Genomic DNA, 16498 nt, shown 5'->3' on the forward strand with positions numbered 1-16498 from the left:
CCTTTGGAGGGCCGCGCCGGTTGCCCTTTGCGGTTCCCGCCGCTACATCAACGGCAGCAAATTTCCCCGCACAACGAAGGTTTTCCGGAACCGTCAAAGGATCACGATGGCTCGCCAGTTCGTCTACTTCATGCAGGGTCTGACCAAGGCCTACCCGACCCGCAAGGTGCTCGATAACGTGCATCTGTCGTTCTATCCCGACGCCAAGATCGGCGTGCTCGGCGTCAACGGCTCGGGCAAGTCGACGCTGCTGCGGATCATGGCCGGCATCGACAAGGACTATAACGGCGAAGCCTGGGTCGCCGAGGGCGCGCGGGTCGGCTACCTCGAACAGGAGCCGCAGCTCGACGCCACCAAGACCGTGCGCGAGAACGTCATGGAAGGCGTCGCCAAGCAGAAGGCGATCCTCGATCGCTACAACGAACTGGCGATGAACTACTCGGACGAGACCGCCGACGAGATGACCAAATTGCAGGACGAGATCGAGGCCGCGGGCCTGTGGGATCTCGACAGCAAGGTCGATCAGGCGATGGACGCGCTGCGCTGTCCGCCGGACGATGCCGATGTCACAAAGCTCTCGGGCGGTGAGCGCCGCCGTGTCGCGCTGTGCCGCCTGCTGCTCGATCAGCCGGACCTGCTGCTGCTGGACGAACCGACCAACCATCTCGACGCGGAATCCGTGTCATGGCTGGAAGGCCATCTGCGCAACTATCCGGGCGCGATCCTGATCGTGACCCACGACCGCTACTTCCTCGACAACGTCACGGGCTGGATTCTCGAACTCGACCGCGGCAAGGGCATTCCCTACGAGGGCAACTATTCGCAGTGGCTGGTGCAGAAGCAGAAGCGCCTGGAGCAGGAAGGCCGCGAGGACGCCGCGCACCAGAAGACGCTCGCCCGCGAGCAGGAGTGGATCGCATCCTCCCCGAAGGCACGTCAGGCCAAATCTAAGGCGCGCTATCAGCGCTACGAGGACCTGCTCAAGCAGGCCAGCGAGAAACAGACCCAGACCGCGCAGATCATCATTCCGGTGGCCGAGCGTCTCGGCAACAACGTGGTGGACTTCGAGGGGCTCAGCAAAGGCTTCAACGATCGCCTTCTGATCGACAATCTCACCTTCAAGCTGCCGCCGGGCGGCATTGTTGGCGTGATCGGCGCCAACGGCGCGGGCAAGACCACGCTGTTCAAGATGATCACCGGACAGGAAAAGCCGGATTCCGGCACCATTACAGTCGGTGAGACCGTGCATCTCGGCTACGTCGATCAGTCGCGCGATGCACTCGACGGCAAGAAGACCGTGTGGGAGGAAATTTCCGGCGGCAACGACCAGATCCTGCTCGGCAAGAAGGAAGTGAACTCGCGCGGTTACTGCTCGGCGTTCAACTTCAAGGGCGCGGACCAGCAGAAGAAAGTCGGCGCGCTGTCCGGCGGTGAACGCAACCGCGTGCATCTCGCCAAGATGCTGAAGTCCGGCGCCAACGTCCTGCTGCTGGACGAGCCGACCAACGATCTCGATGTCGATACGCTCCGCGCGCTGGAAGAGGCGCTGGAGGATTTCGCCGGCTGCGCCGTGATCATCAGCCACGATCGCTGGTTTCTCGACCGCATCGCAACGCATATCCTCGCTTTCGAAGGCGACAGCCATGTCGAATGGTTCGAAGGCAACTTCCAGGACTACGAGAAAGACAAGATGCGCCGGCTCGGCCAGGATTCGGTGATCCCGCATCGCGTGAAATACAAGAAACTGACGCGGTGAATGCTTCGCTGAACAGCGACCTCGACGAGCAGGAGCGGGCGCTCCTGGCGATGGATGTCGCGTGGGTTCAGTGGCGGTCGGAGTTCCGCCAGAAGCTTGTCGCGAACGGCGTGCTCGGCCGTCCGGTGCGAAGCATCTTCGAGGCCGACATGATCTTCGCCATCATCGCTCACCACGCGCTGAAGGGGAGGCCGGTCACGCTCAAGGAAGTGGCGACCTATTTCGGATCGATCGCGACCGACGCGACGGTCTCCCGCCATATCGACGACATGGTGCAGAACGGTCTGGTCGAACGTCGGGTCGATGGAGGCGATCGCCGCCGCATGTTCCTGATACCAACGCGGCGGCTCGAAGGCATCGGGCATGAATTCGAGCAGGCGCGTCTGCGGATCATGCGGGAAAACGGCTTTGTCTGGAACGGCGGCAACAACGCGGGGTAAAGGTTCGTGGGGGACGACGACAAGAAGGTGACGTCCGAGGAAATCGGCGCAAGTCCAGCGGTTACATTCAATCTCGATGACTGCACGATCGATGCAGAGGAGCGCGCAGCGCTCGGCATCGATGTCGCCTATGTGCAGTGGCGTGCGGATTTCCGCCGCACCGTGATCGCCGCCAATGTGCTGAACCGGCCGTGGCGCAGTGTGTTCGAAGCCGACATGATGTTCAGCATCGTCGCGCATCGCTGGCTCGCCGGACGCGCGATCACGCACAAGGAACTGGCGACTTACTTCGAAATCTTCGTGACCGAAGCGACCGTCTCGCGCCACCTCGACGACATGGAAAAAAGCGGCATGATCGTGCGCCAGACCGATCCCGACGACCGCCGCCGCATCTTTCTGCTGCCGACGCGGCGGCTTGAAACCATCGGTCACGGCTATCTGCAGGCGCGAATCCGCATCATGCGCGATCACGGCTTTGTGTGGGTGGGCAGCGACGCCATCGACAGCAAAACTGCAATCGATCCCGCGTGATCCCTGCGTGCGGTGCCGCTATAGGCGTCGGCCAAGGGAATGGATCACCGTTCTCCGCCACCGGGGTCGAGCGCCTCTTATCGAACACGTAGCGCAAGCGCACCTTTTGGGTGCGTGATCCCGGTGGCCTTTCAGCCACGGGAGAAGATCATGATTTTACGGTTTGTTGTGTTTGCACTCACGCTTCTGCTGCTAACGCCGGGTTCGGTGCTGTCGGAGGAAGCTGCGCGTCCATCCAAGCCGCGCGCGGCGAAGCGCGCCGTCGATCCGCAGCAGCAGGCGATGGAACGCGCCAGGCGCTGCCAGGACGCGGTCAGTGACGCGCAGAATACGGCGGTGGGAACGTCTGTCCTGTCGAGCGCGGTCGGGTTTCTGCCGTTCGGCAGCGCCGCCGCCAGCGCCGCGGCGAACATCGGTACAGGCGCTGCGAGCGAAATCGCGCGCCAGAAGGCGGCGGCTGCGGTTCAGGGAAATTGCGGCGGTTAACCGGTCGTCATCTGGCCATCGTATATCGGCTGACGTAAAAGGTGCGCTCCGGAATACGCGCGAGCGTGGAGCGTCACGATGGCCGACTGGGATGCGCAGCAATACCTCAAATTCGAGGACGAGCGGACGCGGGCGGCCCGCGACCTGCTGGCGCAGATTCCGGTTCAGGATGCCAGGGGCGTGGTCGACATCGGCTGCGGGCCCGGAAACTCCACCGAACTGCTCGCCAGGCGCTGGCCGCAGGCCAAGATCACCGGCATCGATACCTCCGCGGACATGCTGCGTCAGGCCCGCGAGCGGCTGCCGCAGCACACCTTCATCGATGCCAATATCTCGCACTGGGCGCCGCCGGCCGGCACCGACGTGCTGTTCGCCAACGCGATCTTCCAGTGGGTGCCGAACCACATCAAGCAGCTGATGCGTCTTGCCATGGCGTTGCCGGACGGCGGCGCGATGGCCGTCCAGATGCCGGACAACATGGACGAGCCATCGCATGTGCTGATGCGCGAGGTTGCGCGCCTGCCGCAATTCCATACCCAACTCGCGCATGCGCTGGAGGCGAGGGGCGAACTGCCGGGCCCCGGCGTTTATTACGACGCGCTGCGTCCGCTCTGCAGCCGCATCGATATCTGGCACACCGTCTATTACCATGTGCTCGATGACGCCGCCGCGATCGTCGAATGGGTCAAGGGCACGGGATTGCGTCCGTTCCTCGATCCGCTGGAGATCCCGGAGCGAAAGGAATTCCTTGAGGCCTATACGGCGCGCATCGCCGCAAGCTATCTGCCGCAGGCCGACGGCAAGGTGCTGCTGCGGTTTCCGCGGATTTTCATCGTGATCGTCAAGTAGCGCCGCAGCCTGACAAATCTGACGCGATGATGTCGAACGGGAAAATCCGCTGCGGTGAAAAGCCGCTGGAGCGCGCCTCGACAGAATCTGACATGTTCCTTAGCTGAGTACCGTCTGAAAACGGCCAGCCGGAGCACACATGTCCCTTACGCCCGATACCCCCTTGCCGCCACGAGGCGATACCTCGTTGCGTCCGATTCCGATGCTGATCTTCGGATCACGCTGGCTGCAATTGCCGCTCTATGTCGGTCTGATTGTGGCCCAGGGTGTTTACGTCATTCTCTTTCTGAAAGAGCTCCTGCACCTTATCACCCATTCGTTCGATTTCTCCGAGCAGCAGATCATGCTCGTGGTTCTGGGTCTGATCGACGTGGTGATGATCTCCAACCTCCTGGTGATGGTGATCGTCGGCGGCTACGAGACCTTCGTGTCGCGGCTGCATCTCAAGGGCCATCCGGACGAGCCGGAATGGCTCAGCCACGTCAACGCCAGCGTGCTCAAGATCAAGCTTGCGATGGCGATCATCGGCATCTCCTCGATCCACCTGCTGCGCACCTTCATCGAGGCAGGCAATCTTGGCGGCGCTGGCCGTACCACCAATTACACCGAAGCCGGCGTGATGTGGCAGACCATCATCCACGGCATGTTCATCCTCTCCGCCATCGGCATCGCCTATGTCGACCGGATTTCGAACGGGCCGGTGCTCGCGCCGAACGGCGAAGCGGCGCATACCGGACACGGGGCGAAGGGCCATCACGGGCATTGACGCAGCCACGCGAAAGCCGTCATTGCGGGCGACGGATGAACATGGAATTTCTCCTTCTTCCGTCATTGCGAGCGAAGCGAAGCAATCCATATCGGACCCGCAGCGATGATCGATAAAAGACTAGATTGCTTCGTCGCTGCGCTCCTCGCAATGACGTTGTTTCTGATTCCGCATTCTTCACGCGCCGCCGACGCCGGCTTCACGAACTTCGTCGCCTCGCTCTGGCCCGAGGCGCAGAAAGCCGGTGTCTCGCGCGCGACGTTCGATGCGCAAACGCGCGGGCTGGAGCCGGACTACAAGCTGCCGGATCTGCTGCTGCCCGGACGTCCATCGACCGGCGCGCCGTCGCAGGCCGAATTCGTGCAGGTGCCGGCGGACTATCTGAAGGAGGCGAGCATCGCGCGGCTCGCCGCGCATGGCCGCACCCTGATGCAGCAGCATGCGGCGACGCTGAAAGCCATCGAGCAGCGCTTCGGTGTCCCCGGCACGATCATTCTGGCGATCTGGGGCCGCGAGACCGATTACGGCCGCTACGCGCTGCCGTATGACGGGCTGCGGGTGCTGGCGACGCAGGCCTATGTCGGGCGGCGCAAGGATCAGTACCGGGGCGAATTCATCGAGGCACTGAAGCTGATCCAGAACGGCGACGTGACGCGCAAGGATCTGCGGACCTCATGGGGTGGCGCAACGGGGCTGACGCAATTCCTGCCGTCGGAACTTCACAAGCACGGCGTCGATTTCGACGGCGACGGCCATATCAATATCTGGACCTCGGTGCCGGATGCGCTCGCTTCCGCCGCGCAGCAGCTGAAAAACAAAGGCTGGCAGCCGGGCCTGCGCTGGGCCTACGAGGTCCGTGCGCCGGCCAATGCCGACTGCGCGCAGGGCGTGCCGGAGGTGACCAAGCCGATCTCGCAATGGTTGCGCGAAGGCTTTGTGCCGGTGCGCGGCCTGCGCCTCTCCGCCGCCGAACAGGCGCAGGACGCATCGCTGCTGCAGCCGGAGGGCATCTATGGCCCGGCATTCCTGACCACGAAGAACTACTTCGTTATCAAGGAATACAATTTCTCCGATCTCTACGTGCTGTTCGTCGGCCATCTCGCCGACCGCATGGCGGGCGGGCAGCCGTTCGCCACGCCGTGGTCCGCGTCGACACAGTTGCGCAGCACCGATGTGGAAGCGATGCAGAAGCATCTGACGCGGATCGGCCTCTACAGCTCGAAACTTGACGGCAAGGCGGGGATGCAGACCCGCGCAGCGCTCGGCGCCTATCAAAAGCGGGCCGGGCTGAAGGTCGATTGCTGGCCGAGTGCGGACGTGCTGCGCGCGATGAGCGCGGGGCGATAAACAAAAAACCCGGCCGCGAGGCCGGGTTTTGAAACGCATGTCTCACGACGCAATCGTGAGGTGTTCAGATCAATCGCAAACCTGAACGCGGCGAACACGCCAGCCGTAGCCGTCCCAGAAACGCTCGCGCACGAGGCGGCAGGCGGGTTCTTCGACGTACACGGGGCCCGGGGCGTAGCCGTAGCCGTAAGCCGGGCGGCTGTTGGCAATCGCGGCACCGGCGATTGCGCCGCCGAGAATGCCAAGGCCAACGCCGGCGGCAACAGCGCCGCCATCACGCGCCTGAGCGGCAGGCATCGCGGTTGCAAGCGAACCAGCGATCGTCGCGACCGCGAGGAACGCTGAAAGAACCTTCTTCATGTTTATCTCTCCTCAGATCACGCCAGAGCCCGGCGCAAGGCGATTGGTCTGCAAGGATCCAATGACGGAACTCAAGATAGCCCGATTTGGCCCCTGTTAGAAAGTACCGGCGTCATCCCCCACCGGCGATTCAGCATTGTCCCGGCGCCAATATAGCGGATTCTGGCGCGCGGGCCGTTAACAAAAACGCTCCGGAGCGGCTTTTGCCGTCCGGAGTGTACCTTTCTTCCAAGCCCGGACGGCCAAAAAATGGCCGCCCGATGAACGATTGCGTCAGTTGCAAACCTGCACGCGGCGGACGCGCCAGCCGTAACCGTCCCAGAAGCGCTCACGCTGCCAGTAGCAGGGCGCGCCACCGTAATAGACGGGGCCGGCCCCGTAATAGCCGTAGCCCGGGCCGTAGTAACCGCCGCTGTTTGCAATCGCCGCGCCTGCGATGGCGCCGCCGAGAATGCCGAGGCCCACGCCGGCTGCGATACGCCCGCCGCGCGCTTCGGCCGGTGCCGGGGCTGCGAGGGCGGTGACTGCGACAGTGGCGGCAGCGGCAACTGCCAAGACGATCTTCCTAGCGCCGATCTTCTGCATGGCTTTCACCTTTCATCGTTGTGACCCTTAGATAACGGGTCCCGGCGATGAAGGTTTCACAGTTGCGTTGAACGGGAACTGAATGGAGGAGCCGGATTTCCGCCATCATCAGGCGCGGGCTTAAGAAAAACGGCGCCTCGCGAATGCGAAGCGCCGCCGGAATTTTCGAAAGCCGCGGAAAAAAGCGGCGTGGCCTGTGATCAGAACAGCGAAGCGTACTGCTGCAGACCCGCCTTCTGAACGAGGCCCATCGCGGTGCGCTTCTGGTCCTCATCGAGGCTGGCGAACAGCGCCGACGCGGCCGGCGCAAAGCGGCGAACGGCGGCTTCGTTGACCTGCGGCTCGCGTGCGAGAACGCGCAGCGCGTTGGCGACGGCGGGCCAGTACTTCGCCTGCTCGGCGCGCAGTTTCAGCGCCGCGCGATAGCGCATGATGGCGACTTCGCTCATCGCCGACTGGAACATCGAAACTTTCTTCTGAGGCGCAGCGGCTTCAGTGCCGACGGACGCAGTGAAGTCCTGAGCGGAGGCGGGTGCAGTGGCGGCAATTGCCAACGTGGCAACAACAGACGCAATCGCGATTGGCAATCTTCGCATTTGTCTCACTTCTGTGTGGGGAATGATGGACGCGAGGTACGTGCCATATGTGACCAAAATGCGATGAGTGGGTTAACAAACCCGGAAAATGGGGCGCTACTCTTTGTTAAGGTTTAGGGGGCGGATTTGTTCCGCAAAAACAATGCTGTTTTTGCCCCCGTAACATTCGCTCATCAAAGGTGAAGCGGGTTCCGTGGTTAATTCGGGAACATGAACGACCAAATCTGCCGATAAATGCTGGAGAATTCGCATATCCGCGATTCGATGCAGTTCAGTTCAGTTCAGCGCGGCGCGCCGATCGTTTCGGCGAACAATTCGAGCGCGCGAAATGCAAAGGCCCGCATGTTGGCGATGCGATCGCTGTCGCCGGTCTCCAGCGTGATGACGCGTACGAACGGGCCCGCAACCGCCATGCACGAATGCCCGGCGGCGTCGCCATAGCGATTGCCTGACGGGCCGGTCGCGCCGGTTTCGCTGAGGCCCCATGTCGTGTTGAGAAGTTCGCGCGCGCGGTTCGCGAGCAGGGTGGCATAAGGCTCGGTCGCGCCGCGATTGCCGATGGCCTCCATCTCATCTTTTGTGATGTTCACCAGCGCCGCGCGCGCACGCGGCGTGTAGATCACGCCGCCGCCGCGGTAGTAGGCCGATGCGCCGGGCACCGCGAGCAGCGCCGCCGAAATCAGTCCGCCGGTGGAGGACTCCGCGATGGCGATGGTTTCCTTTCGCGCGATCAGGGATGCGGCGATTTTTTCCGCGAGCGGCAGCAGCTTGTCCATGGGGAGACTTTCAGCGAGATGGAATCAGAGTTGTGTCTTGTAGCGAGCTTCGACGGCTTCCTGGGATTCAGGCGTGCCCTGACCGGTCTGCTCGTGAATGACCTCGGAGATGCTCGGCTGCGCCGAGCGGGCGACACGCGAATCCGGCGACCAGAGCTTCGAGCGCATCAGCGCCTTGCCGCAGTGGAAATAGACTTCGCGCACGGCGATATCGAGCACGGCGCGCGGCAGCTTGCCAAACTCGATCATGGAGGCGAGCAGGTCGGCATCCGCCGAGAGCTTTGCATTGCCGCCGACGCGCAGCGTTTCGTCGAGGCCGGGCACGAAGAAGATCAGTTGCACATAGCCGCTGCCGGACAGCACGTTGCGGAAGCTGTCGATGCGGTTGTTGCCGGGGCGATCCGGCATCAGGAGGCGCGTTTCGCCTTCGACATGCACGAAGCCGGGATTGCCGCCGCGCGGGGAGGCATCGACGGTGCCGTCGGGACCTGATGTTGCGAGTACGCAGAACGGTGACATGCCGATGAAGTGCGCGGCGTAGCGATCGATGCGCGGAAGCTGTTTCGCGATCACGCGGTCGGTGGGCGGCGCGTAGATGGCGCCGAGGTCGTCAGGTCCGATATGCGCCACGCCGTGCTCCCGTTCTTGCGATATTGACGTGTAGCCCAATCTGCAGCGCCCTGCATTTGGAGGGTGCGCCACAGCGCTAAAATCCCTTTCAGCTTGCAGGCAGGTTCCGTTTAGATTGATTCTAGATTGGATTGCAGGGGGTTAGCCAGTTTGGAATAGCTTAAAAGTGGCTGTTTTCCTTTTGCATCGGTGGCTTCGCTCCAATACCTGTGGGTCAACAGTCCTTACAGGTTCTCCGGGCCTCCATGATCGTTTGTTCCTGCAATGTCCTGACCGACCACGACGTGCGTAGCGTTGTGACCCAGGCCAAGGATTTTCCGCGCACGGCTGGGCAGGTCTACGGCTGTCTGGGCTGTAGCGCCGAATGCGGCCGTTGCGCCCGCACCATCAAGAAGATCATGGACGAAGCACTGGGTGCCTGCGCCAAGGCTTGCTGCTCTGGATGCCCCCACAGCCAGCATGAAGCGGCCAACGAGGACCAGCACCCGGTGGTCCTTCTGGCCCAGGCCGCCTGCTAAACACCTTCAGACATTCAAATTTCCCCAGCCGATCCCGGTCCCTCGGCCCGGGGTTGTAGTTGCCTGTAATCTCATTTAGAACGCTTCTAAATTGAATTTGGACCGTCAAGCGACGGTTCCGCAAGGGAGTGCAATATGAAGGGCGACCCCAAGGTCATCGACTATCTCAACAAGGGCCTGCGCAGCGAGCTGACTGCGATCAACCAATACTGGCTGCATTTCCGGCTGCTCAATCATTGGGGCCTGAAGAGCATGGCCAAGCATTGGCGCAAGGAGTCCATCGAGGAGATGCACCATGCCGACCGCTTCACCGACCGCATCCTGTTTCTCGACGGCTTCCCCAACATGCAGGTGCTGGATCCGCTGAGGATCGGCCAGAACGTCAAGGAAATCCTGGAATGCGATCTCGCCGCGGAAGTCGGCGCGCGCACGCTCTACCAGGAGGCGGCGACCTACTGCCACAGCATCAAGGACTACGTCTCGCGTGACCTGTTCGAGAGCATCATGAAGGACGAGGAGCATCACATCGACTTCCTCGAAACCCAGCTTGATCTCGTCGAGCGCATCGGAATCCAGCTTTACGAACAGAAGCATGTCGGCGATATCGGCGACGACAATCCGCCCGAAGGCGAGGGGCACTGATCGCTCCTGCCTCGATCCAATTGAAGACAAAGGCCCGGACCGCTTGATTGCGGCTCCGGGCTTTTCTTTTTGCGCTTCACCTCACCGCAAAATGCTCTAGCCTCGGCAACAACAAGAACATCCGGGAGAAACGCGATGACCTATGACTGGCCTGCGATTGTTGGTGACCTCGACTCGCTGCTGAAGCTGCGTTCGATCCCGTTCGGCATGAAGATGTTCGCGCGGCGCGAGGACATGGAAGCGATCCCGAAAATTCGCCGGCCGCAATCGGTGCACACGCTGGATCAGATCGTGGCGCAGGCGGCGCGGATCGGCTGGACGGTCGGCATCACCAGCGACGATCTGGTCGGCGCGCAGTGCCGCGCCGTGGTTGGTCTGGGCGGCGCCAAGACCGAGGCCTGGCAATCCGGCCAGCACATGACCGGCGTCTGGTTTTCGACGCAGCAGGATGCGCAGGCGCATCAGGAAGCGATGCATTGCGTGCCGGACGGAAAATACGATGCGCTCGCGGTCGGGCCGCTGTCGTCGGGCAAGCTCGACCCGCCCGACATCGCGCTGTTCTACGCAACACCCGGCGCGATGATCTATTTCATCAACGGATTGCAGTGGTCGGGCTACAAGCGGTTCGACTGGAGCGTGGTCGGCGAATCCGCCTGTGCGGATTCATGGGGCCGCGCACTGACGACGCGCCTGCCGAGCCTGTCGATCCCGTGTTTCGCCGAGCGCCGCTATGGCGGTGTGCTGGACGAGGAAATGCTGATGGCGACTCCGCCGGAATATCTCGTCAGCGCCATCGCCGGGATGAAGGCGCTGTCGAAGAACGGTTTCCGCTATCCGTTCGCGCAGTATGGTGTGCAGCAGGACGTGCGCGCCGGCATGGCGGTGAGCTATCCGGGGCGCGCGTAGGGCGCATCTGAAGACCAATGCTCGTCATTGCGAAGAGCCGTTAGCGCGTCTTCGACGCGCTTTGGCGACGAAGCAATCCAGCTCTTTCCTGTAGCTATGGATTGCTTCGCTCCGCTCGCAATGACGATCGGGAGACGCCTGCGTTCCTCACGACCCGTCAGCCGGCACGAAGCATGTGATCTCGATGTTGCCGCGGATCGTCACGTACCAGACCACGGCGCCGCCGGTAGGATTGCCGCCGGTGCGGATGATCGCTTTCTCCGGCACCATCCACCACTGCCCCTCGATCGGCACCCAGTAGCTGCCCTCGCGCACATCGTAGTCGGTGCGATGCCCGTCCGATACGTCGCAGCACGGCACGCCGGCCGGACTGCGCGCATCCTTGAACCATTTGCGGATGTGTTCGGGGACATCGCCGAATTGTCCGCGATCGACCGCGAGAGCCGAAGCAGCAGACAGCGTCAGCGGAATTATCAGGGCAAGGCGAGCAGGCCACCTCATGCGATCCTCCGCGATCAGAATCGTCCAGGTGAGTTTCCGACTTCGGGTTGAAGGCGTCCAGACAAACCCGCGCGAGCCGCGGTGTTCCTCCCGTGCGTAGTTGAGGCACGACGCAGCGCAGCATCGCTCACGCCTTCGCGCTGCGCTTCTTTTTCGTTTCAGGTTGCGGGGCAGGTGGCGTCAGCGGGCAACCGGCAAAGGCGGCTTCAAGCGCGGCAGGGGCGCCGTCGAGCCTGAATTCGGCGGTGGTGCGCCCCGCGGCAAGCGAGCGTATCCGGATGACGAGCACGTTCGACATCGAAAGTTCATTGGCGAACGTGGTCACCGCCGCGCGGTCTTCGATTACGACGGTGCGGTACTCCTGAAGGAAGCGCGCGGCGACATTGTCGTGGCCGGGCTTTTCGTCGAAGCGATAGCCGAGCGTCGAGTTCGGATCGGTGCCGACCTTGAAATCGAAGGCGAAGCGCACCATCGGCTTGCCGTCGAAACAGGTGAGCTGCATCGAGGCCGGCTGGGCGTAATCGGCAAAGCTGTTCGAGGCGTTGTTGATGATCAGCATCGCGCTCGGCACCGGAACGCCGGTGATGCGATCGACCTGTTTTTCGATTTTCCAGTTGCCGGACGTCGTCGTGACCGGGGTCGCGACATAAGGATCGCGCGTGTAACACGCGCCCAACCCGGCGCACAGCAAGACGGCTATCATGGCGAACGCGATACGGCGCACAACGCAATCCCCGGCCCGCCCTTATCCTGCAACCGGGGCGAGTAGGGCGCAAGCGGCTTTATGCGGGGCGCGTTTCCTCGATCCGGATCACAGCGGCGGCAAGGCCGACGGCAACCGAGAGCGCCAGGCACCAGAAGCCGACATAGACATACATCACCGCGGCGACCGCGCAGCCGAGCGCAAAGAAGCAGATCGCAAGCGCGAGACGGCTGAAACGGGTTCGTACCTGCGGCCGCTCTTCGGGCTTGGCGCCGGTGAGGAGATCGACGGCATCGAGCGTCACCTGCACGGTGGAGCCGGTCATCATGGTGGACGGCGGCAGGCTGGCCAAATGCACACGCTGGACCGCGTTCTGCATCGCCATGGCGGCGACGCCGGCAAAGCCGGTCAGCAGCGCCATCGGGGTGTTGGCATCGGGAAACGGTCCGAACCGGACGGCGAGAAGAAAGAAGGCCAGCAGAAGCACGACCTTCACACCGAGCAGGATCTGCATCGCGGGGAGTTTGTGCGCGCGCAGCGCAATGCCCGCGAGCCGGGCCAGCGCGATCACCAGAATGAACTCGGGCAGCGCCAGAATCTTGCCGACGATGCCATGGCTGCCATGGACCAGCGCCGCGCCGAGCGTGACGAAATTTCCGGTGACATGTGCGGTGAACAGCCCCGCGAGACCGAGGAAGCCCGCGGTATCGACGAAACCGCCGTTGAACGACAGCAGGGCCGCAACGGTCAGGGAGCGAGCGACGGGACTACTCATGCGCGGATCCGGTTTGTGTCCGGTCATTATCCAGACCGTTCACCGGCCCGCAAGGTGCCGCATCGCTTTGCCATGGCCGGGCGGCCACATCGGAATGCAGCGATTTGATCCCGGTCAAGGACGACGCGGCGGCGCGTGATACTTTGAAACACCGGATCGAAGCGGGGTGACGATGAGTGACGGCTGGCGTCTGTTTCTGATTTCGGCGGCGGTTCTGGGCGGGGCTTCTGCGCTTGAGAAGCTTTTCGTGCCGGGCATTGTGCCGGTTGCCTTCGCGGACGAACCGCAGCCGCTCTGGGCGGTGGAGACGGCCTTTGTCTTCCGCGCCATCGAGCTGATCGCCGCGGGCATCGCAATCATCTCTTTCACGCTGGCGATGACGGCGTCGATGAAGAGGCGACGGGACGGACCTTAAAAGTCATCCTGCGTGTCCCGGTTAGGCGTGCGCCGGTCTAGGTTTCATCATCTGCAACGAACAAACCAACCTCTTCGCGCACCGCGTCGATCGGCTGGATCGCCGCCGACCAGAAATCCCACTCCGGGGCGAACAGGTCGGCGGTGGTGTCCTCGCCGCGCGCCCAGGCATAGAAGAATTCCTCCGGCTCGAACGCACCGGTGGCGGAGCCTGCAACATCGTTGAGCGGAATGCCGAGATGCCAGCTCAGGATCACCGGCAGCACATGCCCCGCCATCGCGTGAGCGCGATGCATGGTCGCCGTCAATGTCGACGTCAGCAGTTCGCCGCGCGGCGATGTGTTGTAACCGGCGAGGATATGCGTGGAATCGTGCGGCACGGCGAACTCGAAGTTCAGTGCCGTCGGCTCGCCCGGATAGGCGTAGCCATTGGCCTGATAGAACATCGCGAACGCATGGCCGAAGGTGGTCTCCGGCAACCGCGCCAGCGCATGGAAGCGTGTCGCAAGTGCGGGATCGGGCTCGGCATCGTAAGGCTGCAGCCACGGCGCCATCTCTGCAGCGGCCCAAGCGCGGCCGGTTATGCTCTCGAGATTGGCGCGGAGCATGTGGGTCTTGGCGTCTTTCAGATCGCCGAGCGCGATCCGCGCGAGATCGTGGACGAACTCGTCCTTGACGTTGAGGGAGTCCGCAAGTTTCACAACCCCGCTCAGCTTTGCGGGATTGATCGAGCCGCCAACGAACGCCATGACCGCGGCGAAGCTCACGGCTTGTGCGGCAAGGGCAGGATCGTCGGCGAGCTCAGCCTGCCGATAGGGGCTGAGCGGTGTCAGTCCGGCGAGGCCGAACTGCGGCTCGAGATGAAAAATGTAACGCGTGGCCGCGGCGATGGTCTCATGGTCGATTTCGGTCGGCATTCCCTCGGTGGCGGCAATGCCGAGCATCACGGCGAGGGTGCTGCGGGCCTGATCCAGCGTCGCGGGAATGTGCATGGGCCCGCCGCGTTCCTATCTGAACTGCGTTCGGCAGAGCGGACTGAGCTTTCTGACGTTCTTCTGCATGCAGGCCGTGATGCGCTTCACGTCCGGGACGAATTCCCGGCAGTATTTCATCGCGTCCTTGCGGCAGGCGCGGCGTTGCTCCGGCGTTCCCGCGGCCTGCGCCGATGAGGCGGCAATCAGCGCGATGGCCGCACAGGCAGCGAGGGATTTAACGAGCGGTCGGGTCATGATCAGGTTCCGGGTGAGGGAACCGTAACCTGATCATTCCCGCCCATCAAACGGTAAACCCGATTGCGCGAATTCTAACTTTCCGCCTGGGCGCAACTCCGGTGCCCACGCTAGTGATGCGCAGGCACCTCGGCCCCGTCCGCCGAATACTGCCGGATCTTGTTGCGCAAGGTGCGCACCGAGACGCCGAGAATGCGGGCCGCATGGGTGCGATTGCCGTCGCAGCGCGCGAGCGTTTGCAGAACGAGTTCGCGTTCGATTTCCTGGACTGTGGCGCCGATGAGCAGCGGGACCACCTGGCCCGGTGCCACGGCCGGCGCATCGGGTAATACTTCCGGTGCGCGTACGTGCATTTCCTGGGTCATCGAGACCTCCTGACCACTGCTGCACCTGTCAGGGACGCAGACTATATCCAAGGTTCTCCGATCTCAGCCCGCTCAAAGGGTGGGCCGATATGGTTAACAGGACCTTAATTTCCGGGGTAACCCGTTCATGGAACTCACGAATTGGAACCGGATGGAACCGCCGGGGATCGTTCGGGAAAATCGGATCGGTCGCGCAGCACGCCTAAAATTTGCGCGCCCCACAGCCGGAAAATAAAGTGAAGTGCAGGCCCGCAGGGCGTGAAAGGGAAGAAGCACCATGTGCCGCAACATCAAGACGCTGTTCAACTTCGAACCACCCGCCACCGAAGACGAAATTCACGCGTCGGCCTTGCAGTTCGTGCGCAAGCTCTCCGGGTTCAACGCACCGTCGAAGGCGAATGAAGAAGCGTTCAATCGCGCCGTCGCCGAGGTGTCCGCCAGCGCACGCAAGCTGCTGACGTCGCTGCACACCCATGCGCCGGCGCGGGATCGTGAGGTCGAAGCAGAGAAGGCGCGGGAGCGGAGCCGGGCCCGGTTCGGCTAAACGCAAAACGGGCCAGCGAGAGCCAGCCCGTTTTCTTTTGCGTTGCGAAGTGCTTCAGGAGCGCGGCATTGCGATCGGCACGAACCTTGGATCGCTGGCGCGGCGGTCGATTGCCGCGACCCGCAGCAGGGCTTCAAGCTTCAATAAAAAGATTTCCGCCAACATTGTCATAATCCTTCCGATCGACCGTATGGCAGTTGGACGCCGACTCACCGCCGGGCGTTCAATGTCTGAAATAAAAGCTATGCCTCGCTGTTCACGTTCGCAATGGTCTTGCTGCCAGATCGCGACAAGTTAACCTTACGCAAGATCGCGCCCGCCCGGAGGCATTCGATGAAACACGTCGTCACGGCGCTGCTGATGGCTATCTCTCTGGCTGGAGCGGTGTCCGTCGCGGAAGCCGACACCTCGGATCGCTTCGCCATGGGCGGCTGGATCGAGAAATTCCAGCCCGCCATCGATCAGGCGAATGCCAGCGGCGAACTGTTTCGCATCCGCGGTCACTGCCAGTCGAACTGCACGCTGTTTCTCGGCGTCCGCAACGTCTGTGTCGAGCGCAGCGCGCGGCTGTTGTTTCACGCCGGTCACGGGCGCGGCCCCAACAGGTATGTCATCAACGCCGGTTCGACCCAGCGGATGCTGAATGCCTACAACGCCAAGCTGCGGCAGTACGTCGTCGCGCAAGGATATCTTACGAGGCTGGAGTTCAGCACCATCTCCGGCGCACGGATCATCGACGAATTCGGCTACAGGGAATGTCCGCGCGGCGGCTGATGCCG

General features: G+C 62.6%; 24 protein-coding genes. 13 read left to right on the forward strand and 11 right to left on the reverse strand.

Annotated features, from left to right (window positions below; all coding sequences use genetic code 11):
- Positions 1-106: 106 nt before the first annotated feature.
- From ettA to I554_RS0114220, 7 genes are all read left to right on the forward strand, one after another.
- Positions 107-1756 (forward strand): energy-dependent translational throttle protein EttA, encoded by a 1650-nt coding sequence (gene ettA, locus I554_RS0114190; protein WP_024576432.1) that lies wholly within the window; start codon positions 107-109, stop codon positions 1754-1756.
- Positions 1753-2196 (forward strand): MarR family transcriptional regulator, encoded by a 444-nt coding sequence (locus tag I554_RS0114195; RefSeq protein WP_024576431.1) that lies wholly within the window; start codon positions 1753-1755, stop codon positions 2194-2196. Before ettA ends, I554_RS0114195 begins: the two co-directional genes overlap by 4 nt.
- Positions 2197-2202: 6 nt before the next feature.
- On the forward strand, positions 2203-2727 hold the full coding sequence (locus I554_RS0114200; RefSeq protein ID WP_024576430.1) for a MarR family transcriptional regulator: 525 nt from the start codon (positions 2203-2205) through the stop codon (positions 2725-2727).
- A 150-nt stretch (positions 2728-2877) separates the two neighbouring features.
- Positions 2878-3213: a hypothetical protein gene (locus I554_RS0114205; protein WP_024576429.1), complete on the forward strand. Its 336-nt coding sequence runs from the start codon at positions 2878-2880 to the stop codon at positions 3211-3213.
- 78 nt (positions 3214-3291) lie between these two features.
- Positions 3292-4062 carry a trans-aconitate 2-methyltransferase gene (gene tam / locus I554_RS0114210; RefSeq protein ID WP_024576428.1) on the forward strand — a complete coding sequence of 257 codons (771 nt, stop codon included), beginning with the start codon at positions 3292-3294 and terminating at the stop codon, positions 4060-4062.
- Positions 4063-4201: 139 nt separating this feature from the next.
- Entirely contained in the window at positions 4202-4828 is a 627-nt protein-coding gene (locus tag I554_RS0114215; protein ID WP_024576427.1) for a TIGR00645 family protein, read from the forward strand.
- Between the two features lie 105 nt (positions 4829-4933).
- Positions 4934-6175 (forward strand): lytic murein transglycosylase, encoded by a 1242-nt coding sequence (locus I554_RS0114220; protein WP_024576426.1) that lies wholly within the window; start codon positions 4934-4936, stop codon positions 6173-6175.
- Between the two features lie 69 nt (positions 6176-6244).
- Here the strand turns inward: I554_RS0114220 and I554_RS0114225 are convergent, their stop codons facing one another.
- The 5 genes from I554_RS0114225 to I554_RS0114245 form a co-directional block, all read right to left on the reverse strand.
- Positions 6245-6535, reverse strand: coding sequence for a hypothetical protein (locus tag I554_RS0114225; RefSeq protein ID WP_006021775.1), 291 nt, complete (start codon positions 6533-6535; stop codon positions 6245-6247).
- Between the two features lie 273 nt (positions 6536-6808).
- Positions 6809-7120, reverse strand: a complete 312-nt coding sequence (locus I554_RS0114230; RefSeq protein WP_006021774.1) for a hypothetical protein — start codon at positions 7118-7120, stop codon at positions 6809-6811.
- Positions 7121-7320: 200 nt separating this feature from the next.
- Entirely contained in the window at positions 7321-7716 is a 396-nt protein-coding gene (locus I554_RS0114235) for a hypothetical protein (RefSeq protein WP_024576425.1), read from the reverse strand.
- 281 nt (positions 7717-7997) lie between these two features.
- The gene (locus I554_RS0114240; RefSeq protein ID WP_024576424.1) at positions 7998-8492 is read right to left on the reverse strand and encodes a CinA family protein; all 495 of its coding nucleotides are present in this window, start codon (positions 8490-8492) and stop codon (positions 7998-8000) included.
- Between the two features lie 24 nt (positions 8493-8516).
- Positions 8517-9122 carry a pyridoxamine 5'-phosphate oxidase family protein gene (locus I554_RS0114245; protein WP_024576423.1) on the reverse strand — a complete coding sequence of 202 codons (606 nt, stop codon included), beginning with the start codon at positions 9120-9122 and terminating at the stop codon, positions 8517-8519.
- Positions 9123-9367: 245 nt separating this feature from the next.
- Between I554_RS0114245 and I554_RS0114250 the strand changes: the two genes are divergently transcribed.
- The 3 genes from I554_RS0114250 to I554_RS0114260 all read left to right on the forward strand — a co-directional run bounded on the left by I554_RS0114250 (position 9368) and on the right by I554_RS0114260 (position 11188).
- A complete protein-coding gene (locus tag I554_RS0114250; RefSeq protein WP_024576422.1) occupies positions 9368-9640 on the forward strand; it encodes a (2Fe-2S)-binding protein in 273 nt (90 codons plus the stop codon).
- Between the two features lie 135 nt (positions 9641-9775).
- Positions 9776-10282, forward strand: coding sequence for a bacterioferritin (gene bfr / locus I554_RS0114255; RefSeq protein WP_006021769.1), 507 nt, complete (start codon positions 9776-9778; stop codon positions 10280-10282).
- A gap of 135 nt (positions 10283-10417) precedes the next feature.
- The gene (locus I554_RS0114260; protein ID WP_024576421.1) at positions 10418-11188 is read left to right on the forward strand and encodes a DUF169 domain-containing protein; all 771 of its coding nucleotides are present in this window, start codon (positions 10418-10420) and stop codon (positions 11186-11188) included.
- Between the two features lie 147 nt (positions 11189-11335).
- Here the strand turns inward: I554_RS0114260 and I554_RS0114265 are convergent, their stop codons facing one another.
- The 3 genes from I554_RS0114265 to I554_RS0114275 form a co-directional block, all read right to left on the reverse strand.
- Positions 11336-11689 carry a hypothetical protein gene (locus I554_RS0114265; protein ID WP_024576420.1) on the reverse strand — a complete coding sequence of 118 codons (354 nt, stop codon included), beginning with the start codon at positions 11687-11689 and terminating at the stop codon, positions 11336-11338.
- 127 nt (positions 11690-11816) lie between these two features.
- Positions 11817-12413: a hypothetical protein gene (locus tag I554_RS0114270; protein WP_024576419.1), complete on the reverse strand. Its 597-nt coding sequence runs from the start codon at positions 12411-12413 to the stop codon at positions 11817-11819.
- A 58-nt stretch (positions 12414-12471) separates the two neighbouring features.
- Positions 12472-13167, reverse strand: a complete 696-nt coding sequence (locus tag I554_RS0114275; protein WP_024576418.1) for a YoaK family protein — start codon at positions 13165-13167, stop codon at positions 12472-12474.
- A 172-nt stretch (positions 13168-13339) separates the two neighbouring features.
- On the opposite strand from I554_RS0114275, the gene I554_RS0114280 reads away from it, so the two are divergent.
- Entirely contained in the window at positions 13340-13582 is a 243-nt protein-coding gene (locus I554_RS0114280; RefSeq protein WP_024576417.1) for a hypothetical protein, read from the forward strand.
- A 37-nt stretch (positions 13583-13619) separates the two neighbouring features.
- Here the strand turns inward: I554_RS0114280 and I554_RS0114285 are convergent, their stop codons facing one another.
- From I554_RS0114285 to I554_RS0114295, 3 genes are all read right to left on the reverse strand, one after another.
- On the reverse strand, positions 13620-14573 hold the full coding sequence (locus I554_RS0114285) for a hypothetical protein (RefSeq protein WP_024576416.1): 954 nt from the start codon (positions 14571-14573) through the stop codon (positions 13620-13622).
- A 15-nt stretch (positions 14574-14588) separates the two neighbouring features.
- A complete protein-coding gene (locus I554_RS0114290; protein ID WP_024576415.1) occupies positions 14589-14810 on the reverse strand; it encodes a hypothetical protein in 222 nt (73 codons plus the stop codon).
- A gap of 110 nt (positions 14811-14920) precedes the next feature.
- On the reverse strand, positions 14921-15175 hold the full coding sequence (locus I554_RS0114295) for a helix-turn-helix domain-containing protein (RefSeq protein WP_024576414.1): 255 nt from the start codon (positions 15173-15175) through the stop codon (positions 14921-14923).
- A 277-nt stretch (positions 15176-15452) separates the two neighbouring features.
- On the opposite strand from I554_RS0114295, the gene I554_RS0114300 reads away from it, so the two are divergent.
- Positions 15453-15719 (forward strand): DUF2277 domain-containing protein, encoded by a 267-nt coding sequence (locus I554_RS0114300; protein ID WP_024576413.1) that lies wholly within the window; start codon positions 15453-15455, stop codon positions 15717-15719.
- 333 nt (positions 15720-16052) lie between these two features.
- Positions 16053-16493, forward strand: coding sequence for a hypothetical protein (locus tag I554_RS0114310; protein WP_024576412.1), 441 nt, complete (start codon positions 16053-16055; stop codon positions 16491-16493).
- Positions 16494-16498: the final 5 nt, after the last annotated feature.

The sequence above is a fragment of the Afipia sp. OHSU_II-C1 genome, assembly GCF_000497575.1.
Lineage (GTDB): Bacteria > Pseudomonadota > Alphaproteobacteria > Rhizobiales > Xanthobacteraceae > Afipia.